Annotated in this window: 23 protein-coding genes (1 of these 23 cut by a window edge); 18 read left to right on the top strand and 5 right to left on the bottom strand. The window is 46.8% G+C overall.

What is annotated here, in order from left to right; genetic code table 11:
* Window positions 1–49, top strand: the final stretch of a protein-coding gene (locus COV52_01315; GenBank protein ID PIR11967.1) for a hypothetical protein. Its footprint begins 233 nt before the window's first position; only the last 49 of its 282 coding nucleotides appear in the window; its start codon lies beyond the left edge, outside the window; it ends in the stop codon at window positions 47–49.
* 171 nt (window positions 50–220) lie between these two features.
* Window positions 221–466: a hypothetical protein gene (locus tag COV52_01310; protein PIR11966.1), complete on the top strand. Its 246-nt coding sequence runs from the start codon at window positions 221–223 to the stop codon at window positions 464–466.
* A 205-nt stretch (window positions 467–671) separates the two neighbouring features.
* Here COV52_01310 and COV52_01305 read toward each other — a convergent pair whose 3' ends face one another.
* Both COV52_01305 and COV52_01300 read right to left on the bottom strand, forming a co-directional pair.
* On the bottom strand, window positions 672–1,325 hold the full coding sequence (locus COV52_01305; GenBank protein ID PIR11965.1) for a ribose 5-phosphate isomerase A: 654 nt from the start codon (window positions 1,323–1,325) through the stop codon (window positions 672–674).
* On the bottom strand, window positions 1,322–2,683 hold the full coding sequence (locus COV52_01300) for a hypothetical protein (protein ID PIR11964.1): 1,362 nt from the start codon (window positions 2,681–2,683) through the stop codon (window positions 1,322–1,324). The genes COV52_01305 and COV52_01300 overlap by 4 nt, the downstream gene beginning before the upstream one ends.
* A gap of 47 nt (window positions 2,684–2,730) precedes the next feature.
* Between COV52_01300 and COV52_01295 the strand changes: the two genes are divergently transcribed.
* Together COV52_01295 and COV52_01290 are read left to right on the top strand one after the other, a co-directional pair.
* On the top strand, window positions 2,731–3,450 hold the full coding sequence (locus tag COV52_01295; protein PIR11963.1) for an aldolase: 720 nt from the start codon (window positions 2,731–2,733) through the stop codon (window positions 3,448–3,450).
* A 2-nt stretch (window positions 3,451–3,452) separates the two neighbouring features.
* Window positions 3,453–4,634, top strand: coding sequence for an MR-MLE family protein (locus tag COV52_01290; protein ID PIR11962.1), 1,182 nt, complete (start codon window positions 3,453–3,455; stop codon window positions 4,632–4,634).
* Here the strand turns inward: COV52_01290 and COV52_01285 are convergent.
* Window positions 4,631–4,756, bottom strand: a complete 126-nt coding sequence (locus tag COV52_01285; protein ID PIR11961.1) for a hypothetical protein — start codon at window positions 4,754–4,756, stop codon at window positions 4,631–4,633. The genes COV52_01290 and COV52_01285 overlap by 4 nt on opposite strands.
* A 79-nt stretch (window positions 4,757–4,835) precedes the next feature.
* On the opposite strand from COV52_01285, the gene COV52_01280 reads away from it, so the two are divergent.
* The 3 genes from COV52_01280 to COV52_01270 all read left to right on the top strand — a co-directional run bounded on the left by COV52_01280 (window position 4,836) and on the right by COV52_01270 (window position 8,786).
* A complete protein-coding gene (locus tag COV52_01280) occupies window positions 4,836–6,728 on the top strand; it encodes a hypothetical protein (protein ID PIR11960.1) in 1,893 nt (630 codons plus the stop codon).
* Window positions 6,729–6,867: 139 nt separating this feature from the next.
* Window positions 6,868–7,581, top strand: coding sequence for a hypothetical protein (locus COV52_01275; protein ID PIR11959.1), 714 nt, complete (start codon window positions 6,868–6,870; stop codon window positions 7,579–7,581).
* A gap of 2 nt (window positions 7,582–7,583) precedes the next feature.
* Window positions 7,584–8,786 carry a hypothetical protein gene (locus tag COV52_01270; protein ID PIR11958.1) on the top strand — a complete coding sequence of 401 codons (1,203 nt, stop codon included), beginning with the start codon at window positions 7,584–7,586 and terminating at the stop codon, window positions 8,784–8,786.
* Here the strand turns inward: COV52_01270 and COV52_01265 are convergent.
* Window positions 8,772–9,572, bottom strand: coding sequence for a hypothetical protein (locus COV52_01265; protein ID PIR11957.1), 801 nt, complete (start codon window positions 9,570–9,572; stop codon window positions 8,772–8,774). The genes COV52_01270 and COV52_01265 overlap by 15 nt on opposite strands.
* Window positions 9,573–9,673: 101 nt before the next feature.
* Here COV52_01265 and COV52_01260 point away from each other — a divergent pair, with 101 nt between their 5' ends.
* The 11 genes from COV52_01260 to COV52_01210 all read left to right on the top strand — a co-directional run bounded on the left by COV52_01260 (window position 9,674) and on the right by COV52_01210 (window position 22,622).
* The gene (locus COV52_01260) at window positions 9,674–10,306 is read left to right on the top strand and encodes a demethoxyubiquinone hydroxylase family protein (protein PIR11968.1); all 633 of its coding nucleotides are present in this window, start codon (window positions 9,674–9,676) and stop codon (window positions 10,304–10,306) included.
* Window positions 10,307–10,316: 10 nt separating this feature from the next.
* Window positions 10,317–10,637, top strand: coding sequence for a hypothetical protein (locus COV52_01255; protein PIR11956.1), 321 nt, complete (start codon window positions 10,317–10,319; stop codon window positions 10,635–10,637).
* A gap of 1 nt (window position 10,638) precedes the next feature.
* Entirely contained in the window at window positions 10,639–12,099 is a 1,461-nt protein-coding gene (locus COV52_01250) for a hypothetical protein (GenBank protein PIR11955.1), read from the top strand.
* Window positions 12,100–13,272 carry a hypothetical protein gene (locus COV52_01245; GenBank protein ID PIR11954.1) on the top strand — a complete coding sequence of 391 codons (1,173 nt, stop codon included), beginning with the start codon at window positions 12,100–12,102 and terminating at the stop codon, window positions 13,270–13,272.
* On the top strand, window positions 13,262–13,948 hold the full coding sequence (locus COV52_01240) for a macrolide ABC transporter ATP-binding protein (GenBank protein ID PIR11953.1): 687 nt from the start codon (window positions 13,262–13,264) through the stop codon (window positions 13,946–13,948). The genes COV52_01245 and COV52_01240 overlap by 11 nt, the downstream gene beginning before the upstream one ends.
* A complete protein-coding gene (locus COV52_01235) occupies window positions 13,923–15,152 on the top strand; it encodes a hypothetical protein (protein PIR11952.1) in 1,230 nt (409 codons plus the stop codon). Before COV52_01240 ends, COV52_01235 begins: the two co-directional genes overlap by 26 nt.
* Window positions 15,153–15,331: 179 nt before the next feature.
* On the top strand, window positions 15,332–17,341 hold the full coding sequence (fadH, locus tag COV52_01230) for an NADPH-dependent 2,4-dienoyl-CoA reductase (GenBank protein PIR11951.1): 2,010 nt from the start codon (window positions 15,332–15,334) through the stop codon (window positions 17,339–17,341).
* A gap of 138 nt (window positions 17,342–17,479) precedes the next feature.
* A complete protein-coding gene (dprA, locus tag COV52_01225) occupies window positions 17,480–18,646 on the top strand; it encodes a DNA-protecting protein DprA (protein ID PIR11950.1) in 1,167 nt (388 codons plus the stop codon).
* The gene (locus COV52_01220; protein ID PIR11949.1) at window positions 18,585–19,085 is read left to right on the top strand and encodes a hypothetical protein; all 501 of its coding nucleotides are present in this window, start codon (window positions 18,585–18,587) and stop codon (window positions 19,083–19,085) included. Before dprA ends, COV52_01220 begins: the two co-directional genes overlap by 62 nt.
* A complete protein-coding gene (locus tag COV52_01215; GenBank protein PIR11948.1) occupies window positions 19,082–21,352 on the top strand; it encodes a DNA topoisomerase I in 2,271 nt (756 codons plus the stop codon). Before COV52_01220 ends, COV52_01215 begins: the two co-directional genes overlap by 4 nt.
* A gap of 136 nt (window positions 21,353–21,488) precedes the next feature.
* Window positions 21,489–22,622, top strand: coding sequence for a hypothetical protein (locus COV52_01210; protein PIR11947.1), 1,134 nt, complete (start codon window positions 21,489–21,491; stop codon window positions 22,620–22,622).
* Here COV52_01210 and COV52_01205 read toward each other — a convergent pair.
* Window positions 22,564–23,922 (bottom strand): hypothetical protein, encoded by a 1,359-nt coding sequence (locus tag COV52_01205; protein PIR11946.1) that lies wholly within the window; start codon window positions 23,920–23,922, stop codon window positions 22,564–22,566. The two genes, COV52_01210 and COV52_01205, sit on opposite strands and share 59 nt — an antisense overlap.
* Window positions 23,923–24,049: the final 127 nt, after the last annotated feature.

Raw genomic sequence — 24,049 nt, 5'->3', positions numbered from 1 at the left:
TTTGCAAGCGAAAACTGAAGGGGTTGAGGCCAAGTTGTTTATTATTTGAGGCGAATAGCTAACCCTATTTAACGAAAATAATGAGCAACTTGGACCAAGTTCACTCAGTTTGCAGCGTGAAAATAAATTGTAAACAGACCCTAAACCTCAGCCAAAAAATATTTTCTTAATCATTCAAAAACAACACACACCCATTAATAGCTACCCTTTAATTGACTCAATGCTGGGTGACAATCCAAAAATGAACTATGTGGGGTTTAAATTACCGTGTTCGCTCTCACTAGCCAAAGCAAAAGGCGCAGCTTTATCTTATATCTCTGGCAAAAAAATTTATACGAAAAAACTCTCGATTAAAGCCATAAAAAGAGTTTGGGAAATGAAAAACGAATCGCCGCCTATCCAGGGCTCTAACGTTAAATTTTTAGCACTAACCTTTATCGACTACCCACAAGGGGAAGAACCATGATATTTACGATAGAAGAATACGCTATTGCTGCAAACGATGTTTACAGAGACCGCCCTATTTCAGCACACATGGCAAACATTATCAGTGCACTTAAATACAACCCCAAGGTGGCCAGTTTATTGGTCTAGGCAACGCGCCTAAATATTAGAGCTCAAAAACCCGGGTTATCGTCATAACCTTCCTCAACCCAAGCTATCCGCGGCAATTAAAACACCTCAACACCCGACTTGCCCGCAACAATCACATGATCCGCACAACGCTCAGCAAACAAGCCGTGGCACACCACACCCGGGATTTGATTTAAAGCGGCTTCCATCGCAAGCGGATCGCTAAGATTCAAGTTAAATACATCGAGTACATAGTTACCGTGATCCGTCACAAAGCCATGGCGGTACTCAGGGCTACCGCCAAGCTTGACCAACGCGCGCCCCGCCAAACTACGCGCCATCGGCAACACTTCAACAGCAATAGGAAAATCGCCTAAGCGATCCACGCACTTGCTCTCATCGACAATGCACACAAAACGCTTAGACGCAGTCGCAACAATTTTCTCACCGGTCATCGCGCCACCGCCGCCCTTAACCATTTGTTTTTGCGGATTCACTTCATCAGCGCCGTCTATATATAAAGGTATATCGCCGGTTGCGTTTAAGTCCAGCACAGGAATTTTCGCACGCTTTAGCGCCTCTGCGGTGCGCTTAGAGCTTGGCACCGCGCCATCAAGCTTGTTTCTCATACCCGCTAGCGCTTCAATAAAAAAATCCACCGTGCTGCCCGTACCCACACCAAGAATCATACCGTGTTCAACGTACTCTAGTGCAGCTTCTGCTGCGGCTTGCTTATAACGTTTCTGATTCATTGAGCAGTGCCTCCGTGTGGTTTATAAATCAAACTCCAGACCCAAGGAAAAGCGCAACACAGCACCAAACCCAAACCAATAAATAATTCGTAGTGGACAATGCTCATATCACCCAATAATTCTTTGGGCGGAGCAAAAGGCACGATAACGGTAAACAAGCAACCGATCGCTCCAAGCACCACACACACCCATAAAAAAAGACTGCGCTGAAGTTTGAGCGCGGCCAAAAACAACACAAAGTATAATAAAAAATACACTTGCGCAGATAGCGCACTTAACAGCCAAAAGGCATCATTCACCGTAGAAGAGAAATAAAAAACGAGTGAAAAAGCCGATACCACGACACCTTGCAGTATCAACAAATTAATAGGGATGCCTTTCTTGCTGGTTTTTGAAAACCACTTGGGCAACTGATGATGCTTAGCGCTGGAATAAAAACTTAACATTGGACCCAAGATCCAAACCAAGACAATCGCAAAACTGCCCACCACGATCAACAAACCCACCCACTTGCTGAGCCAGCCTAAATGAAAATGCGACAGCGTGACATCGATTGCGTGAATAATAGCAAAGGTGAATGAGGTTTTATCGGCAGGCAAAACGGCAACCACAGCCAGCGTGCCTAATATAAACACCGTCAGCGTGATAAACGTAGCAATCACAATTGCCCAAGTGTAGGTAAACGCCGGGCGCTTTACCCGATGCGCGTAAGCAGCACACAGCTCCACACCGGTAAAGCCTGTGAGAACCCCGTTAAACAAGGCGATATTATGCCAATCGTGCCGACTGGGTAAAAAGCCAGACCAAGAAAAGTGCAACAAGGTCGGCTGGTTTGAGCACTGCCAAACGATGACCAGCACAATAAACAACAAACCGGGTAGCAGTACACCAATAATAAACGCCAGCGCAATCACGCGTGAAGACAACTCGATACCACACATTGCCACACCGGTGAGCAGCACAAAGAAAATCACACAAAATAGTGCGATAAACAGCTGGCTATTAACATCGTGCGGAAAAAACACAAACGCAAACGTACTGGCCATGTAAGACAAAATGGTGGGATACCAAATCACTTGCTGTATCCACTGCACCCAAACCGCCCACAAACCCCAGCGCGGGCCAAACGTTTCGCTGATCCAGCAATACACGCCACCCTCTCGCCCAGGCCAGCGCATACCAAAGCGTGCGGCCACATAACAGGCCGGAATAAAAAACAAAATGGCGCCTAAAAAATAGAAAAAAACGGAGGCCAAACCAAAGTCTGCCGGCATCACCACCGCACTGAGCCCAAAGATACCGGCTGGCACCATAAACGCGAGAAGGAAAATACCGATAGCAGGGCTGGGTTTAGTCATTCAAATACCTTATCATGGGTACGTTTTATGCGCGATAGGATACGACGATGTCTGCCAATGAGCAATCTTTACGTGAGACCCTGGCGGCCTCACATCACATTATTCACTTCAATGGCTGCGATGATCTGCTAGCCACCCACCTAAGCGCCAGAATTCCGAACACGGACCACATGCTGATCTCGCCGCATAACGTGCCGTTTGAAGAAGTCTGTGCCAGCCGCCTCGTGAAAACCGACCTGGATGGCAATATCTTAAGCAACAACGGCCAAACGGTGATGCCTCAGGCGCACAATATCCACGCTTCGATTTACAAAGCCAAGCAAACCATCCTAAGCGCCATGCACACCCACAGCATCTACGGCACAGCTGTAGCCTCTCTGCGCGAAGGGCTTTTACCTTTAAATCAACACGCCCTGCGTTTTTATAACGACGTCGCCTACCACGATCTGGATGGGCTTGCGCTTGGCGATGAGGGCGAGCACATTGTGTCATCACTCGGCGATAAAAAAGTGATGATCCTGTGTAACCACGGACTACTGACCACAGGCCAAAGCATTGAAGAAGCCACATACCTTATGTATTACTTAGAGCGTGTGTGCAAAATGCAAATCAAAACCTTATCAGCCAATGCAGAAATCCACCCAATCTCCCAAGCGGTTTGCGAAAAAACCAAAGCACAATTTGACAGTATTTTATCGGTTAGCATCGACTTCGACGCACTTCGTCGCCGCATTGAAGGCTTATCTCGCGTCAACTACAAGGACTAAACATGAAAATCAATCGCATTGAAATTTTTGATACATTCTGCCCAGAGCGCCCGACTTGGAACCCTGTTTTTGTACGCATTCACACCGATGAGGGCATCAGCGGCGTTGGCGAAGCGGGCTTAGCCTATGACCTTGGACACAAAGCTGCCGCGGCAATGATAGAAGAATTTGCAGAAGCCATGCTTTTAGGTTTTGACCCGATGCAAACCGAAAAGCTTTGGTCGAAAATGTTTCGCGAAAGTTTTTGGGCATTGGGTGGCGGGCCGGTTGTGTATGCCGCGATGAGCGCAATCGACACCGCACTTTGGGATATCAAAGGTAAATCACTGAATGTGCCGGTACATGCCTTGCTCGGTGGAAAGCAGCGCGACACCTTATGGACCTACGCCAGCCAGCTTCAGTTTGATTGGGACACAAAAACCCGGCAAATTCTCGTGCAACCAGAAGACTACGCCAAGGCGACAGAAAAAGCGGTCAAAGAAGGCTATGATGCAATTAAGGTTGACCCTCTAATGTTCGATGCGAAAGGCAAGACTCTGTACGACTGCACCCAACCGTTTAGAAAAGAGTATTTAAACCTCATCCGTGCACGCATGAAAGCCATGCGCGATGTACTGGGCGAAAACGGTGAAATTATTTTCGAATGCCACAGCTTACCGGGTTTGCAAACGGCCATGCAGCTCGGTGAGATTGCCGAAGAGTTTAACTGCCTGTGTATCGAAGAACCAGTGAACTATGTTAATACCGCGCTACACCGACGACTTAAGGAAAAGCTGAACGTACCCATTGCGGCAGGCGAGCGTCTTTATTTACGCCACGGTATCCGCCCTTATCTGGAAGAACAAACGATCGACATCTTACAACCCGACATCGGGCTTTGCGGCGGCTTGACCGAAGCGAAAAAAATGTGCGATTACGCGGATATGTATGATGTGCAAGTGCAAGCGCATGTTTGCGGCGGGCCTGTGGCCACAGCGGCCGCGCTGCATTTAGAAGCCGCCATACCAAATTTCATTATTCACGAGCACCACACTTACGCGATTAAAACCTTTAACCGTGAACTGTGCATACCCGATTTTCAACCGAAAAATGGCTATTTTGACGTGCCCGACACGCCAGGTCTGGGTATCGACTTAAACGATGATGTGATTTATCGCTCACCACATAAAATTATCAAAGCCTAGGCAGCGGACCTGGCCGCCCTATACGCTTGCCTGTGTAAGCCAGGCTCAAGTCGTAAATTAAGTTTGCCAGAAAAGGGACGCTCAGGCTCTTCGCCTCGCGCTTTACAAAACGCCAAAAACATACTCGCGCAATGTGTTGAAATGTCAACGAAGCTGATCTAAAGTGGAACACTGTGCCAATCAAAGGAAAAGGAATTCATCATGTCACGCTCCAATCATTTTTACACCAAACCTTTAATCGTTGCGCTGATCTCAGCCAGTGCCATCAGTTACGCCAGCGCAAGCTACGCTGATACAGCCGCTGCAAATGCAACGCCTCAGGCCAGCAATCTCAGCACGTCAGCCGCCTCTAATACCCCACTCAAGCGCCAAAGCCAAACCGTGACCCAAAACGTTGTTAACGCAGTCCTAAACAATAGCGATGTACAAACTGCTGCGAAAAAGGCCGGTTTCAAGAGTGCCAACGACATGATGACAAGCGTTGAACTTAACGACCTTTCAAATGGCGGCACACTAACCTTGAGCAAGAATAGCCTGGAAAATACTGACATTAATTTACCCAATGGCGGATCAACAACGCTTGGGGCTGTAATGCCCAACGTCTCCTCTCAAACCATGGCCATGGTCGCTGTTGCTGCATTGGCAAATCAAGGCTCACCATCCGGCTCAGTTCAAACCGTAAGCTTTTCAGACGTTAGCCTTGGAAACGAAGCTTCTTCATTGGTCGCTGCCACGCATTATCTTACAGGTGCCACAAGCTTTGACTTAAGTAACACTGGTTTAAATGATCACAGCTTTGAAAGCGTAAGCAACACCATGAGTATTTTAGAAAACGGCTCAAGCATAGACACCTCAAGTACGACGTATAAAAACTCGGCGTTTAGTTTGACCACCCAAGGCATGAGCGATACACAAACCACTGGCAGCTCATCGTCGATGAACACCACCCAGTTTACAGGCAATGACATGAACTCCAGTAGTGTCTCAACCTCACAAGACACAAGCAATAGTGAAAATACCAACTCATTTGGCACATCAATCACCCATACCACGCAAAAAACCTTAAACTCATACAACGACTTATCCAACATGCAAACCAGCACAGACCGCTACTCATCAAACCATCTCTCCATGAGACAATCAGAAAACACGCTGATAAACGCAAATTCTATCGCACAAACCAATAACTACTCACTCGATGTGTCACACAATCAGGATATTTCTTCGGCGGCTTATAAGGTTATGTCGAGCAACTACCTAAGATTGAATCGATTCGCGACCACGGTGACCAGCGCCACGGGCGAATCCATTATCCACGCCGTGAATGCAACGGATACTAGGCACCTGAGTGTCGACTTCCCAGACCCTAATACGGCTTCAGGCTTTCTGAGACTTGCAACCACTCAAAAAATGCGCGTTAGCACATTCAGTGAAACCTTTCCGAACGGCAAGTCCATCTCAAACAATGTGTTTACTGAAACAACACGATTCTCACTCAGCGATCAACTTTTGACGGGCTTGGGGCTTAATCAAAAAAATGCACCAAACTCAAGCATTAAGGGTTTTGTGAGAACGATCCTCGATGTCAGTAAAAACAAGGCCGGAAAAACGAGCAGAAGCCTATCTTACCAAATTGGCTTTACCGTCAGCGGTGATACAGCCAAATGGCTAGCCCCGATTATTATGTCGCCCGACACCGGCGGCATCTCTTTTAGCCCCAATACCATCACCGACCCAGACGCTGGCGCAACTATTCTCAAAGCGATTGCCAATAGGCCCGGATCAGCGTCAGGATTTGTGCTTTTGGGTAGCCATAACTCAGGCTTAGAGGGGTCAAGCTTATCGCCGAGCAGCCTGAACAACTTAACAGGTAAGCTGGGTATTGCTGTATTGAACGACACACCACTAGGCAAACGCATCGGCTATACGATTACGCCAGCCCGTGCTCAAGGCTCCACTGCCCCGCAATTAGACTACGACGACAATCCGCAAAACAACAAAATGCTGACCGGACAGCCTACTGCAAGGATGAGCACAAACAGTCACAGTAGTCCCGCGGGCAGCCAAACCCCTGGAGACAGCGATAGCTTATAAACTTTTCAGTCAAACATGCAGCGGGCCTTTGGCCCGCTTTTGCATTCAAGCATCCGCAAAGATTGACGCTACCGGCATCTTTGTGCAGAATTCACGTAGGCAGCTGCAAAACCGAAAAAACCCGCCAATTTGACACCTTATGAACACCCACAAAACATCAACCAAAAACACCAGAAATAAACCGCAATACAAATTTTTAATGCTACTGTCGATTATTTATATCACAGTTTTCTTAGCGACAATTCCTTACACCTACAAGGTGGTCAGACTGGGTCACCTCACGATGGCAGCGAATGTCTATATTTTTCCTTTAACCTATATCCTTGGTGACGTTGTAACCGAAGTTTATGGTTATAAAATCTCTCGAAACCTGCTTTGGTGTTCAATTGTGTCCGAGTTACTGTTTGGCGCGATCATGACAGTAATATCGTACACACCCTCTTATGGTCTACACAATCACCAACAAGCCTATGACTTTATCCTCAGACCGGATTTTTATGCGGTTATTGGCGGCACGCTAGGTATTTTGTCAGGTGATTTTTTAAACATCTACATTCTCTCAAAGCTAAAAGTTATCTATCGCGGAAAATGGTTTCTATTTAGAAGTGTTTTTTCCAGTGCTTTAGGCGAGCTATTGACTCTGCTAATCTCTGGGGCCATTGTTTTTTTCCACTTTTTAAACGTACAGGAATTTTTTGCTTTTATTTTTAGCATGTTCATTTTCCAACTAATCTATATTGGTATTGGCGCTGTTCCAGCCTACATTCTGTCTGGTATTTTAAAGAAAGCGGAAGATGTGGATATTTACGACGTGGGCATAGAATACAACCCGTTTAAATTCACGGCTGACTAAGCATGGTTAAGCGTTATTTTTTAAACAATCCATTTTTTTGCATTATTGTACTGGGCCTGATGGTTTGTCTGCCCTCACTATCGATCGATATTTACGTGCCAGTCATGGGGTCTATGGCGCGCGCGCTGCTAACAAGCAAAGCCTCTATACAGCTCACCATCAGTGTGTTTTTGGCTGGTCTAGCTATCGCTCAACTGTTCAGTGGTTTCATCGCAGATATTATAGGCCGCCGAACAACCCTCCTATTCGGCTTGGCGCTTTACAGCGTGATGTCTCTATTGTGTAGCTTCGCTCAATCGTCTGACTCAATACTCTATTACCGAATTCTACAAGGCTTGGGCTGCAGCGTGATTGTAGTCTGCGCCTTCGCTATCTGCCGTGATTTATTCGAAGGCGAAAGCCTAACTAAGACCATCAGTTATATCACTGCCATTATTTCTTTATCGCCAGCGATAGCGCCTATAATCGGCGGCTTCATCGCCTCTATCTCAAGCTGGCGCGGCATTTTTATTTTGCTTGCCATTACCGGTCTCTTCTTACTTTTAATGGGCTACGTGTTTTTACCAGAAACACTAAACAATCATAAAGAAGCCATGCCAACAAAAAGAGCCAAGCTTCTTGACGTGTATCGCTCACTGCTCTCAAATACTCGCTTTCTCCAACTGAGCCTTCTGGTTTCAGTGATTTACTCAGCCTATTTCTCATACCTCTACAATGCTAGCTTTGTTTTCGAAAGTATTTATCGTCAAACCATAGCAATCACAGCTGGCTTAATGGGATTGAATGCGTTTGCACTGTTCTTAGGCAGTGCTCTAGCGCCGAGCATTGTAAAGCGCATTGGAACTCAACGTGCCGTGATAAGCGCACTCTTTACAATTATCATTTTCTCTTTAGTCCTGACACTTTATCACGCACATTTTCACACCCCATCATTAGCTGTTTTTTGCTCTTGTATGTTCTTGAGCACATTTTCAGTAGCGATTATCGTACCGTTGATGAACAGCGAATCTTTAAGCGCAGTCAATCAGCACTTTGCAAGCGCCGCCGCCTTCTCGGGATTTATTCGCTACGGCCTAGCCTCGTCATTTGGCGCGCTTATTGCAAGCTTTCATTTAATCTCTGTTCATTTAATCACAGCGTCGTTATTGGTCGCCTCTTTTTTAGGCTTATTTTTACTAAAAAAAGCAGGCTTAGCGCGACAATAGCATTGCCATTGCATCACTATGTTTATTATCAAGTGTTAATGCGCCAATACATTTATAACCACAATCAGCAGCCACAGTTTGCCAAATAACTTCTGAAGCTAATGGGGTAGCGTCTCTATACTTATCATCAAAACACCACCAGCCTGCCGTCAACCCCATAATTAAATGTTGCCAAAGCGGTGCGCATGTTGTTTCAAGCATAAGCAATAACCCACTGTTTTCCTTAAGCAATGGCTTTAAGTTCTCAAGGGATTGCCCTATATCCTTGGTAGCATGAACAACATCTAAAGCAACAATAAAATCGTAGCCGTCACCAAGCCCCTGACTTTCAGCCGGTTTCGTGATATCAAAACGTGTGCTTTTTAAATTTATATCGGGTATTTCCTGCACGTAGCGATCCATGTTAAGCGTAAACCGTCGACTGATGTCAGTAAAATGATAGGCAACATTGGAAAGCTTGGCTTTTTTCAATAGCTTTTTTGTGAACAAGCCATTACCCCCACCGACTTCTAATATTGTTAGTGGGCGCGATTGAGAAAGTGCGGCTAGGTAGCTTGAAACAAGCTCGTTGACAATAGGCATCTCTGTATACTGAGCCCCGTCTTTTGAAAGCGCTTTATCAAAAAAGCCAACGTCGCCCCCGGGAAACAAAACCCCAAGCCCATCTTCTTGACCACTCAAAACTTGTGGGTAATGGCTTAAACAATGCTTTACCAACGAAAGAAAAGCCCGAGCATAACGACTCACGCTAAACCCACCCACTCTTGAGCTCATCAGCTTAGCCATAGATAAACCCTAAAATCCATGGCTCACAACACCAAGCAATCATTGACGCTGAGGCTCAGATCATGGAAAATGTCAAACTATTGAACAAGTTAGGCGCGCCCATGCTCTCCTTTGCCGACAAACTTTGCCTACACGCCGACGGTTTTCTGCGCACTGTATTGAACGTTCACAACGAGATGACTCGCAAGAATCCGGCAGGCGACACCCCAGAAATCGAGATGAGCGAGCAAGACAGGCGTCATGCCGCCGGCCTAATGCGCGTTAACCACACCGGTGAAGTCTGCGCTCAAGCGCTTTATCACGGCCAAAGCGTCACCGCGAAATTGGCGAACGTGCGCGAGCAAATGCAACATGCGCAACAAGAAGAAGTCGACCACTTGGTTTGGTGCCAGCAACGTTTAGCTGAACTTAACTCTCAGCCAAGCTACTTAAACACACTATGGTATATCGGCTCATTCATGATCGGGGCCGCCGCAGGTGCTGTCGGCGACAAATGGAGCCTGGGCTTTGTGGCCGAAACAGAAAAGCAAGTTGTCGCGCACTTAGATAAGCATTTAGGCGAGCTGCCCGCAGAAGATGCGCGCAGCCGAAAAATTCTGAAACAAATGCAAAGCGACGAACAAGCTCACCAGGAGTTAGCCAAACAAGCCGGCGGCGCTGAATTGCCCGCAGCGATTCGTTGGCTCATGAAACACACATCAAAAGTGATGACACAAACCGCCTACTGGCTTTAGGAGAGTAACGATGAACCACGCCAAACAAATCGGCATTTTTTTAGCATTAAGCGTCATTGCCATTTTAACTGCGCGCTATTGTGTGATTGCGCTTCAGTGGCTAATGTCGGGTTATCAAGACCTTATCCATCAGTTACAAAATGTGTTTGCCAACACCTCGCTTGGCAACTTTCTCTCATCGCTTATCGCATTAATTGGCGTGCCGCTCATCATTAGCGCTGTCATCGCAGGGATTTATTGGGCCTTCAGACGCCAATCCATTCCCGGCTTTTGGCTGTATCTTTGGGGGTTCTGGCTCGTGCTAACAACATTGGTTATTTACCAAGGCTGATATGATTAACCGCAAGCAAACAACCATAATAATAAGCTGCTTACTGCCTGTTTTGGCTTTTTCTGCGCCGAAGAAAACCCTGGTGCTAAGCTTACGCGATGCCGTGTATTTATCGCTTCGCAACAATCCCTCTGTCATCACCGCCGAAAACGACCGCATCACACAAAAAATTAGCTTGTTGCTTGCTGAATATAATTTCCAGCCACAGTATAAACTTGACGGTAGCGCCGAGGCTTCGCAAGGTAGAAGTGATGGCGTTTATACGCCGCCCACACCAAGCTACAGCGTTTCACCGAGCGCAACCTTGAACAACCACTACGGCACGCAATTTAGCTTGTCGATGGATAACAACTACGAAAGCGGAGTTTACAACCCAGGCGTTACCTTTCAAATTGTACAGCCGCTCATTCGAGGCTTTGGTAAACCGATTGTAGACATCGCACTCGAAGATGCCGTCGACACGGAATACACCAACAAACTACAGTTCAAAGAAACGGCGATGCAAACCATCACCACCGTGTTAAACGATTACTTTTCACTGATGGAAGCCAAGCAAAGCTTGGAAATTTCGTATGAATCGTTAAAACAAAACAAACAAACTGTAGCCAACGATGAAGAAATGATTAAAGCAGGGCGCATGGCCGGCGCTGACATTGTGCAGGCTAAAGCACAAGTGGCCACTACCATGTCAACCATTGAATCGAACAAGAATACTGTCGAATCAGCGCGCGCTAAATTACTGGATGATTTGGGCCTGCCCGAAAACACGCCGATTGACGTGCCTACAAGCTTTAGCTATCCCGCAACCGTCAAGCAGCTGATCGGTAAAGGACATATTCCTAGCATGAAAAAAAGCATCGACATGGGGCTTCAAAACAATACCAACTACCAAGTCGCCAGAATAGCAATAGGCTCACTACGTCGCTCAGTGCTCCAAGCAGTTAACAATAACGAATGGCAATTAAACTTAACGGCAAGCACGACTCGCGGTGGCGGTAGCGGCGCCGGCGCTAACGCCAATCTTGTTAGCCTTGTGAATAGTCAAAACTACAACAACTCGGTGAAACTTGACCTGGATATACCGGTCGACAACTTCCAAAACAAAGCAGATATTGTTAACGCAAAAGTTAGCCTTCAAGATGCGCTAATCAATCTTGCCGAAACTCGACGCAGCTTAATTGAGAGCATTAAAACAGATTACGACAACCTGAAAACTTCAGAGACGCAAGTGGAGCTGAGCCGACAAGCCATGCAACTTCAACAGCAAACCTATGATCTGAATCGACAAAAATTCTTAGCGGGTAAAATCTCAAACTTTGAGTTACTGACGCAACAGCAGGATTTAACGACCGCGAAAACGAATTTAATCAGCAGCCAAATTGCGTATCTCAACGCCGTCGCTGCTTTCGAGCAACAAATCGGCGTCACCTTAGCGCCGTGGCACGTCAGAGTGAGGTATTAAATGAAACAAAAAATTGGATTTTGTTTACTGGTTTTCGCAAGCCTCTTGCTGGGCGCCTGTCGAGACAATGACAGCTCAACACAAAAAATCCAACAACAAACCTTGGTGGTAAAGCCCACGCCAACCCACAATACTTTGTATTTCTCGGGCAATCTTTTACCCTACAAAATTAACAATATCACTTCACCGCTAGACGGCACCATTGAAGCCATGCACTTTGATTACGGGCAAATCGTTAAAAAAGATGAGACGCTAGTGTTAATTAACTCAAGCAAAGCGCACCAGGATTTTGAAAGCGCCTTAACGGAATACTTGAAGGCCAAACAAGATTTAAACCACGCGACGTCAACTTATAAAAGCACGCAAAGCTTATATAAACATGAGCTGGTTTCTCGAGATGAATACACGCAAGCACAAAGCGCCTACTACTTGTCACGATTGTCGCTGCTTCAATCTCAAATGAAACTGAAAAAATCCGCGCAGTATTTCCCTTCCCAAAAGAAAATCTTCTCGCTCACGCTAAATGACATCGGTGAAATCAACAAAACGTTTAACACGCATAAAAACATCAGCCGCATACCGATTGATTCGCCATCCGATGGTATCGCACTCTTCCCAACCCAAAGTGACTCGGGTGGATCATCGTCAGACAGCTCAGGCGGCGGCAGTAAAAAAATTCACGTCGGCAGCCAAGTTAAACAAGGGCAGCTACTATTAAGCATTGGCACGCCGAACGGTTTATCGCTCCAAGCCAAGGCCAACGAGGTTGAGATCAATGAATTAAAAACAGGCCTCGCTGCCAAAATCACCAGCATTGCGTTTCCAGGTATCACGCTACAAGGGAAAATTACGTCGATTGATTACCAAGCCACCGACTCGCAAAGCTTACCTGAGTTTAGCTTAACCATCACGATTCCAAACGTACCGGCTAACGCACAAAAACTGATTCGCATCGGCATGAGCGCCAAGGCTTCCGTGGATATTCAAGGTCCGCCTGCGATTCAAATCCCCATTAATGCCGTGAAACAAAACCCTAAAACGGGTGATGCCCAAGTCACTGTAATAGGCGCAGACGGTAAGACAACGACAAAAACCGTTGTCACCGGCAAAACCAGCATGGATTCAGTGATCATTGAAAGCGGCCTTACCGCAGGAGATAAAATTGTCTACTAACGCGGTCATTGAGCTGAGAAACCTCACTAAAACCTACACCGTAGGCGGCCACGCTTTTCACGCCCTGAAAGGTGTGGACATTCATATCGAACAAAGAGAGCTTGTCGCGATCATGGGCTCATCTGGCTCAGGTAAGTCAACGATGCTCAATATTTTAGGTTTACTGGATCGGCCCAGTAGCGGCCAGTACCATTTAAGCGGCACGGATGTTTCACATTTTAACGATGACGAGCTCGCTGATTTTCGAAACCATAAAATTGGCTTCGTATTTCAATCCTTTTTTTTATTGCCTCGCTTTACAGCACTACAAAATATCACGCTTTCACTGAGCTACCGAGGCATGGACCATTCCGATGCCGAAGAAAAAGCCCACGCCATGCTCGAGAAAATGGGCATCGCACGATTGGCTAACTCCAAACCCAATGCCATGTCTGGCGGCCAACAACAACGTGTGGCCATTGCTCGCGCACTGGTTGGTGGCCCTGATCTGATCTTAGCCGATGAGCCTACAGGGGCGCTTGACTCAAAAACCAGTGATGCAGTGATGGATGTCTTAACGCATTTAAACAAAAATGAAAATAAAACCGTGGTGATTGTTACACACGACCCGGAGGTCGGATCAGCCTGCGACCGCATCATTCACTTAGCCGATGGTGAGGTCAGCGATGGACTCTAAAATTCACCACGTTGAACTCGGCCAACATTTTCGTGATGCCATCGTTAATCTGCTATCAACAAAACTGCGCACCTTTCTCGCTATCCTAGGCATCTTGGTGGGCGCAGCTTCCGTGGTCGCCATGGTGTCAGGTGGGGAATTGATGACGCGTCAGGTCTTATTGCAGTTTAAATCGCTCGGCACAAATTTATTAGCGATTTCAGTGAATCAAAGCAACAGTGACGAAAGTAGCAATTCTCAGAAGTCCATCACATTACCCCAAGCTTTAGCCATTAAAAACTTATCGCCGAATATCGAAAGTGTTGCGCCTTATGTGGCTGACTATAACAACCTCACCTATGCGGGCAATAACCTGAATGGATCGATCATCGGTGCGACTCCCGTACTCAAAAGCATGATGAAACTATCTTTAAGCAAAGGACGTTTCATTTCATTCATGGATCATTACAGCCCGTATTGTGTGATTGGCGATAATGTTTATAAGCAGATGTTAAAAGCGAATAACAAAAACCCCATGGGCCAGCAGATCAATGTTCAAGGCAATTACTACACAGTGGCAGGTGTTATCAAACCCTGGCCATCCAGTGGTTTTATTTTTGTGGATTTAAACGGCGCGGTCATCATCCCGATTGACGCTGCGCTCGTGACCAGCAAATACGCGGCGATCAACAACATCATCTTGCGACTGAACGGTAACCCTGACCTCGACCAACTCCAAGCACACATCAAACATTATTTCCAAACACTCTCCAGCAGTTACCAGTTGTATTTTGAAAGCCCCAAGCAAATGATTGAGAAAATGAAAAACCAACAAGAAATCTTAACCTTGTTCTTAGGTTTTATTGGCGCGATTTCGCTAATTGTCGGCGGCATCGGTGTCATGAATATCATGCTAGTCTCTGTCACCGAGCGAAAACGTGAAATTGGTATCCGCATGGCGCTGGGTGCAAAACGGCGCGATATTCGCCTAATGTTTTTAGTTGAATCAACGTTGTTATCTCTTTTCGGCGGCACCCTAGGGGTGATCTTGGGCGTGCTCATTTCTTATATTATTGCCCTGGTGAAAGGCTGGGATTTCAGTTTATTCATCTTGCCGCCCGCGATTGGTTTTTCGATTTCCGTCTTTATCGGTATCTTTTTCGGCTACTACCCTGCTTACAAAGCATCGAAGCTAGATCCGATTGATTGCCTTCGCTACGAATAATCAATAGCTTATTTAAAATTTTATGTGAAATTATTATTCAATACTATTTTTACATAGATTTTTTAATTTTTCGCATGTAGAGTCGTTTTCTGATAGCAAAATTACATGTGTTACACCGCCTATTTAGATACGTATTTAAATAAAGACGTCAGGGCGCTAAGCCAAATAGCAGAATTAGCATGACAAAAATACAGTATGAAAAATTACTCACCCCTTTAGACCTTGGTTTCACACAATTACGAAACCGCACCTTAATGGGCTCAATGCACACTGCCCTTGAAGAAAAGAACCTCGACAGATTAGCGGCGTTTTGTGAAGAACGTGCAAAGCACGATGTGGGCTTGATTGTCACCGGCGGTTTTTCACCGAACCAAGCCGGCCGCCTATATCCTTTTGCCTGCAAAATGACAACGCGCTCGGAAGCTCGCGCACATCGCAACATCACAGACTCTGTGCATAAACACGGCGGGAAAATTGCGTTGCAGATTTTACACGCCGGGCGTTACAGCTATCACCCACTGTGTGTTGCGCCCTCGCGGATTAAGTCGCCGATCAGTCCGTTTAAACCGTGGCAATTATCGAGCTGGGGAGTCGCCCGAACGATACGCCACTATGCCCGTGCCGCAAAACTTGCGCGCCGCGCGGGTTACGATGGCGTTGAAATCATGGGTTCTGAAGGTTACCTCATCACACAATTTTTATCGCAGCGCACCAACAAGCGCCAAGACAAATGGGGCGGCTCTTTTGAAAATCGCATGCGATTTGCCTTAGAGATTGTGCGCAAAGTACGTCGCACTGTAGGCGACGACTTTATTATTATCTTTAGAATTTCATTGCTGGATTTAATTGAAGGCGGTTCAAGCTGGGATGAAGTGATACAACTTGCGCAAGCGCTCGAAAAAGCCGGCGTCACTTTACTCAGCATGGGCATTGGCTGGCATGAGGCGCGCATTCCCACCATCGCCACCAGCGTACCTCGTGCTGAGTTTGCCTCACTTGCAAAAAAGCTCAAGCAATCAGTCAAGACACCGGTGATTGTTTGCAACCGCATTAACACACCTGACGTGGCCGAATCTTTATTGCAAGACGGCTTCGCCGACATGATTTCCATGGCACGCCCTTTCTTAGCCGATGCCGAATTTGTGAGTAAAGCCAAACGTGGCGAAAGCGGCCGTATCAACACCTGTATTGCATGCAACCAAGCCTGCCTCGATCATGCCTTTCAAAATAAAACCGTCAGTTGTTTAGTGAACCCCTTTGCCTGTTATGAAACCAAACTCATACTCAAACCTGCTGAACAAAAAAAGTCTTTCGCCGTGGTAGGTGCAGGCCCCGCAGGTTTGCAGGCAGCCTTAATACTCGCCAAGCGTGGACACAACGTAACCTTGTTTGATAAAAATGATGAAATAGGTGGGCAGTTCAATTTTGCTAAACGCGTACCGGGCAAAGAAGAGTTTTATGAAACGCTGCGTTATTTTAAGACTGAACTCACACGCCTGAACGTAAACCATCAGTTGAGCCACGAAGTCAGCCCTACGGATCTGACGAACTTTGACGAAATTATTTTGGCCACAGGCATCAAACCGCGCACACCTTCTATTCCTGGCATTGAGCATGCATCCGTTGTCTCTTATGTCGACGTGATCACAGAGCGTGTGAACGTGGGCCATCAAGTGGCGATTATTGGTGCAGGGGGTATTGGTTTTGATATTGCATCATTCTTATTACACGAGCCAAAACAAAGTAAAGAACATTTCGCCGCCGAATGGGGCATTGACTTAGACATGCAACACCGAGGCGGTTTAGTCAAACCTAAACAAAAAAACACATTAAAGCACGATGTCACCATGCTGCAGCGCAAATCCAGCAAAATGGGCAAAGACTTGGGCAAAACCACCGGCTGGATTCACCGCCTACGCTTAAAGCATGATAAAGTGAACATGCTGACGGGCGTGAGTTATGAAAAAATTGATGACGCCGGTTTACACATTCGCTATGATGGAACACTTCACTGCATCCCCGCTGACACCATCATCATCTGCGCTGGTCAAGAGCCTAACCGTGATTTACTCACTGCTGTTCAAGCCTTGAATAAGCCTGTGCATTTAATCGGTGGTGCTGATGTTGCCTTAGAACTCGATGCTAAACGCGCGATCCGCCAAGCAACCGAACTCACACTCGTATTGTAAAACTTTTTTCACACAGACATCTTTAATACTCCCGCATTATCATTACGTGCAATGCAGCAACCTAGGTTGCTGCATTCTTTTGTGGCACTCCATAACCGTCGGCACACACTGACTAACTTATAACCTGAGATCACTATAATGAAACTTACACAACACACAGCTTTAGCGCTCAGCCAACTTCACAATGTACCGCCCGAATGGCTTGAAACATTGCATGCACACTGCCCATTGGATGAGTTACTTCATTTAAATGAAAGGGCCTTGCGAGCGCTCGAGACACCGGAACGACTGGTTAAACTGATACTTGCCATAGACTGGCTAGCCATTGAGCAAGCTGAGCATTGGCTCAAGCTAGAGCATCATCACTACCTGCATTATTGGCACACGGACTACCCACCCTTGCTGCGCGAAATCCACACTGCACCGCTAGGGCTCTACTTAAAAGGACAAAAAAACATACTTATAAATAACAAAATCGCGCTAGTCGGCAGCCGAAAACCCAGCCCACAAGGGCTCGCCAACGCCGGGGAATTTGCTGAAAGCCTCGCCTCCCAAGGCTTGACCGTCGTGAGCGGCTTAGCTTACGGCATTGACGCAGCCGCCCACGAGGGCGCTTTAAAGCATGGTCACACCATTGCAGTACTTGGCTCTGGGCTTGAAAGGATTTATCCCTATAAAAACAAAGATCTAGCAAGAAAAATAACACAAAATGGGTTACTTATCAGCGAATTTTCGCTGAATACTGCGCCGCGCGCCTTTCATTTCCCACAGCGTAATCGCATTGTCTGCGGGCTGAGCTTGGCCACCATCGTGATTGAAGCCACCCTAAAAAGCGGCTCATTGATCACGGCGTATCTGGCCAACAACCAAGGTCGGGATGTGTTTGCCCTGCCGGGATCAATCCGTCAACCGCACTCACGTGGCTGTCACCAACTGATCAAAGAGGGGGCTTACTTAGCCGAAACACCCGACGACATTATGTTTCACCTAAAAAACAATCAACTAGTTTCTGGCCCAGAAAATCAAGATCAAAAATTGGACAATTATGCGCAAAAACGCTACCCTAGGCAGCGACATAGAGACCCTCTATATAATAAGGTATTAAACGCCCTGGGCGACAATCAACTCAACGCCAGTGAAATTGCCAGCCACGCCGGCCTGGAGTTAGAAAAAGTACTGGTGATGTTGACAGAGCTGGAGTTAGACCAGTACATTAACGCCGTCGCCGGAGGCTACCGGAGAAATGAGAGCCCACATGATATTACAACAAGACAGCTTACTGACCGCCCTGATGTTTGTGTTTGAGAACTTTATCGATAGCGATATCGTCTTTGACAAACCCGATGACGTCTTAAGCGAAATGGTCAAACAAGGCTTCAAGCGTGAACAAGCCGCCCAAGCCCTGTGCTGGTTTGGCCTGTTAGCCGAGCTGCAACTCGAGCGCAAACACAATATTGGCCAAGTCGCCCCAAACTCCTTTCGTGTTTATTTAGACTACGAAGCCCACAAAATCACCCAAGGTGCTCGTGATTTCTTACAGCAACTTGAAAACAACCACATCATTGATGCCAGCCTACGCGAAATCATCATTCATTTATCCATGGCGCTAGACGAGCCTGTGGTTGACACCATGGAAATCACCTGGGTAAGCTTGATGTCCATGTATGGCATCGAAGATAAAAAAGATCAACTTGCAGTGCTGCAAGACATGATCCTATTCTCAGAAGAAGGTCGCCCCCATTGAGCAAGAATATCGTCATCGTTGAGTCGCCCGCCAAAGCGAAAACCATCAAAAAGTATTTGGGTAAAGATTTCCAAGTCCTGGCTTCTTTTGGTCATGTGCGGGACTTAGTGCCGAAAGAAGGCGCGGTTAACCCCGATGACCACTTTGCGATGCAGTATCAACCCATTGATCGCAGCAAAAAACACATCGATGCCATCAAGAAAGCTTTAAGCGACGCTGAAAATCTTTACCTCGCACCCGATCCGGATCGCGAAGGTGAAGCCATTGCTTGGCATTTGGTTGAGCTGTTAAAGAACGCGCGCAAGCTTAAAGACAAAAAAATCTATCGCATTACCTTTAACGAAATCACTAAACGTGCCGTGCAAGCGGCTGTGGCTCACCCACGCGATATTTCCATGGAACTCGTGAACGCACAACAAGCGCGTCGCGCCCTGGATTTCTTAGTGGGCTTTAATTTATCGCCGCTACTCTGGAAAAAAATTCGCCGCGGCTTATCCGCCGGTCGCGTGCAAAGCCCGGCGCTTCGTTTAATTGTTGAGCGCGAAGAAGACATCGAAGCCTTTGTGGCGCGCGAATACTGGTCCATCACCGCAGATTGCGAAGCCAGCAAGCAAGGTTTCCAAGCCAAGCTCACACAATTGGACGCTCAAAAAGTCGAGCAGTTTACCGTTGTTGATGAAAAAAGCGCAACGGATTTAAAAACCCGCTTGATGAAAGATGCCGCGGGCAAACTCACAGTCATCAATGTTGAGAAAAAGCAGCGCAAACGAAACCCCGCCCCCCCTTTTATTACCTCCACTTTACAGCAAGAAGCTTCGCGTAAACTAGGCTTTGGCGCCCAGCGCACTATGCGGACCGCGCAGCAACTGTATGAAGGTGTCGACATCGACGGCGTATCCACCGGTTTGATTACCTATATGCGTACCGACTCGGTGCACTTGGCACAAGAAGCGCTGGATGATATTCGCGCGACGATTGAAAAAGAATACGGCAAAGATTATTTGCCCGACAGCGTTCGCACATTTAAAACGAAAAGTAAAAACGCGCAAGAAGCACACGAAGCCATTCGCCCATCGCAGGCACGCTTATTGCCTCACAAAATCAAATCACAACTATCATCTGACCAATTCAAACTGTACGACTTGGTTTGGAAGCGCGCCTTGGCCAGCCAGATGACGCAAGCCTTAATCAACACGGTGGCCATGGATTTAAGCTCGGGCAAAGCCGACACCTTTCGCGCCACAGGCTCGACGATTGCGTTTCCAGGCTTTATGTCGGTGTACATGGAAAGCTTTGACGACAAACAAGAAGAGGGCGAAAATTTACTGCCCGATTTGAAAGAAGGCGACATCGTTGATTTGCTCGACATCATTGCAAAGCAACATTTCACAGAACCGCCACCACGTTATTCCGAAGCGAGCCTGGTGAAAGCACTCGAAGAACACGGCATCGGCCGACCTTCGACCTATGCCAGCATTTTGTCGACACTGGTGCAGCGTGATTACGTCACACTGGACAACAAGCGTTTTCATCCAACGGATGTCGGCCGTATCGTGAATAAATTTCTCACGAATTATTTCACACAATACGTGGACTATGGCTTCACAGCAGAACTCGAAGACCAACTCGACGCCGTTGCGCGCGGTGAAAAACAATGGGTACCCGTATTGGATGAATTCTGGCACCCGTTCATCAAACAAGTAAACACGATCGGCGAAACCGTGCAGCGCAGTGATGTCACACAAGAAGCGATTGATGAAAAGTGCCCCGACTGCGGCGGCCAATTGTCGATTCGCCTAGGGCGCAACGGTCGTTTTATTGGCTGCAATAACTACCCTGAATGTAAATACACGCGTAATTTAAACGACGGCGGGGATGACACACCCTCAACGTTTGACGACTACCCTTGCCCGAAATGCGAAGGCCAACTGATTTACAAAACAGGACGCTACGGTAAATTTATCGCTTGCAGCAATTACCCGAAATGCACACACATTGAGTCGATCAACAAACCGGTGGACACGAATGTTGAATGCCCAGAATGTCACAAAGGCAAGATCCTTGAACGCAAATCGCGAAAAGGTAAAACCTTTTATTCGTGCTCAGACTACCCAAAATGCAAATATGCGCTGTGGTACCCGCCGATCACGGAAGCTTGCCCGAAATGCCAATGGCCAATCTTGATGCTCAAAGAAACCAAGCGCTCGGGCAAGCAAAAAGTCTGCCCGCAAGAAGGCTGCGGTTTTTCAGAAACGATTGAAGAGTAACCGCTGTTTTTAGCACCCACCCATTTACCTTGAAAATTGCAAGATTATCACTCAATTTTCAAGGTAAAATATTGACAAACTGTTAAATTACCTTGAAAATTGCAATATAATCTATCAATTTTCAAGGTAACTTCACATGCTTGAGCGCGCCCATCTTCGCGAACAAATCGAAAAAAGCTTTAAGGTCACGCCCATCGTGGCCATCCTTGGACCGCGCCAATGCGGCAAAACGACGGCCGCAAAAATGATCGCCAACAGTGGCCAAACTCACTACTTTGATTTGGATAGCGCAGTGAGTTTATCTCGCCTTGAAGACCCAGAATACGCGCTGGGTTCGTTAACAGGCTTAGTCACTATTGACGAAATACAAAAGCGCCCCGATTTATTTTCTAGCCTCCGCTACCTGGTGGATCACAAACCCAATCAACAGTATTTAATATTAGGCAGCGCCTCACGCGACCTCATACAACAAAGCGCTGAAAGCTTGGCTGGACGAATCACCTACCTCGAACTCACACCTTTTTTATTGAGCGAAACTCACCAACTTGATAGAACCTGGTTAAGAGGGGGCTTCCCACGAAGTTTTTTAGCTGAAACCGATGAATACAGTGACCTTTGGCGACAGTCCTATATCCGCACCTATCTTGAGCAAGACCTTCCCAACCTTGGCATACGCGTGCCCGCTCAGCAACTGCAGCGTTTTTGGATGATGCTCGCACACAATCATGCCAATATTTTAAACGCTTCGAACCTTGGGCGCTCGCTCGGTGTTTCGCATAGCACGATACGACACTATATCGATATTCTCAGCGGAACCTTTATGGTTCGTGAGCTTAAGCCCTGGCATGAAAACATTTCCAAGCGCCAAGTGAAATCGCCCAAAATTTATTTTCGCGACAGCGGCATACTGCACTCTTTATTGGGTATCAAAACACAACATGCACTCAACACACACCCCATGCTCGGCGCCTCCTGGGAAGGCTTTGCGCTGGAGCAGGTTATTCATAGCCTAGGCGCGCGCAATGAAGACTGCTACTTTTGGGCCACACATGCTGATGCAGAATTAGATTTGCTGATCATGAAAGACGGCAAACGCTACGGTTTTGAATTTAAAATGACAAGCGCACCGAAAGTGACGCGCTCGATGAAAACGGCGATCAATGATCTGAAGCTTGATCAGTTGACCATTGTCACGCCTAGCAGTGAAAAGTTTAGCTTGAGCCCGATGATCGATGTGATGCGCCTGGAGGAGTTCGTGTTGAATCGGTAAGTGGTGTAGGTGGTGTAGGTGGTCTCCAAAATTTCTCACAAAAAAACGAAACCGGCGAAGACGAAGCAGCGGAGCTTTTTGACGATGGTGTGTTTCGACCTGAAGAGGGGGATTGGAATACCTTCTGCAAGTAATTAAAAAAGCCCTCAGAGTCATAATACACCGCCGCACTTCCCAAACGAACGACAAATTTAACATCCTCCTCGCCCTTTGCCAGTAAGACCTCATCATCACGCAAGGCATCAGCTGTAGCATAAATCAGATAATGTTCGCGAAAACTCATCGGGCGCGCTTGCCCTTGTGGGTCTAATGTTAAACCAGATTGCCTAACAAAATGAGCCACGCCATCCTGATCAACCCAGAGTTTTTTTCCTTCCTGTTGGCCTGGCGAATTCGGGGAAAACTCCGCTTGCGCGCTCATCAGCTCAGCAAAAAGCACAGCGCTGGCCGTAGCCGGCTTATCTTGCAGTAATGATAACGCTTCCGCTAGCCCAGTCTGTTTATTTAACGGCATCCGTGGGCAGGCATCTTGAATCATTGGCAGCAAACGCTCCTGGATAAACTGCTGCTGCCCTTTTTCGCTTTTAGGGAAATCAAATAAACGTAGAAAATCATAATAATCTCGATGATCGGGCGCGCGATCTTTTCGCAGCTCATCACGCATGCATTTTTCATACTCAGGCAGCTGGCCAAGCTCAAACCAGCCAAGCTGATCTGCAAACTTAAGCATTTCGCCCAAGCTTTGTCTCAAGGCCGTTTGCAAAGAAAAATAACCAAGACGCGCCAAACATTCATCGATAGTCTGAAAATACACGATGATCAACAACCAGCTATGCAGCTCATTAGCGCCAGCAGCTTGCTTCTCAAGCCATTCATCTATAAAATTTTGCTCAGAAACAGTGCGGTTCTCATAAAGGTACGCTTTAATACTGTTCGGGATAAGTTTCAATATAGCAAATAACTGTTGCTGAAGATCAGAGACTTTTTTTTCTATCTTTTTCAGAAACCTTTGACGCTCGCGCGACTTTTGTTTTAAGTTTTGTTTTAAGCCTGATAAGGTTTCGTCTAACTCAAGCTGCTCAAACAGGGTCGCCTTCTCTTCACCTGTTAAATCATCATCTGAAATCTTAAAAAGCCACTTATGCTTAATGGCCATTATCAGCAACTCTTTGGCAAACGCCTCCTCTTTTTCGCACGCATCAACGAGAAAAGCCTCAAGCAACTTGTTTGAATAGCGGCTTAACAAAGGAAGAATTTTGCTTCTGGATATTTTCATTTGAGCCACAGGATCATCTGGCATAGTATGGTTCATCAGTAATTGTTATTTTGCGCAGATTCTACGCTTCTCCACCCAAATCGCAAGTTTTCTTGGTCGAGGGGGTGCGATTAAAAGTGTAGGTTTTTGAAAAAAACGTTAGAATCCATGT

It is taken from the genome of Gammaproteobacteria bacterium CG11_big_fil_rev_8_21_14_0_20_46_22 (genome assembly GCA_002796245.1).
Lineage (GTDB): Bacteria > Pseudomonadota > Gammaproteobacteria > UBA12402 > UBA12402 > 1-14-0-20-46-22.
Note: the sequence above shows the minus strand (reverse complement) of the source record. Positions and strands in the feature narration are given on the sequence as shown.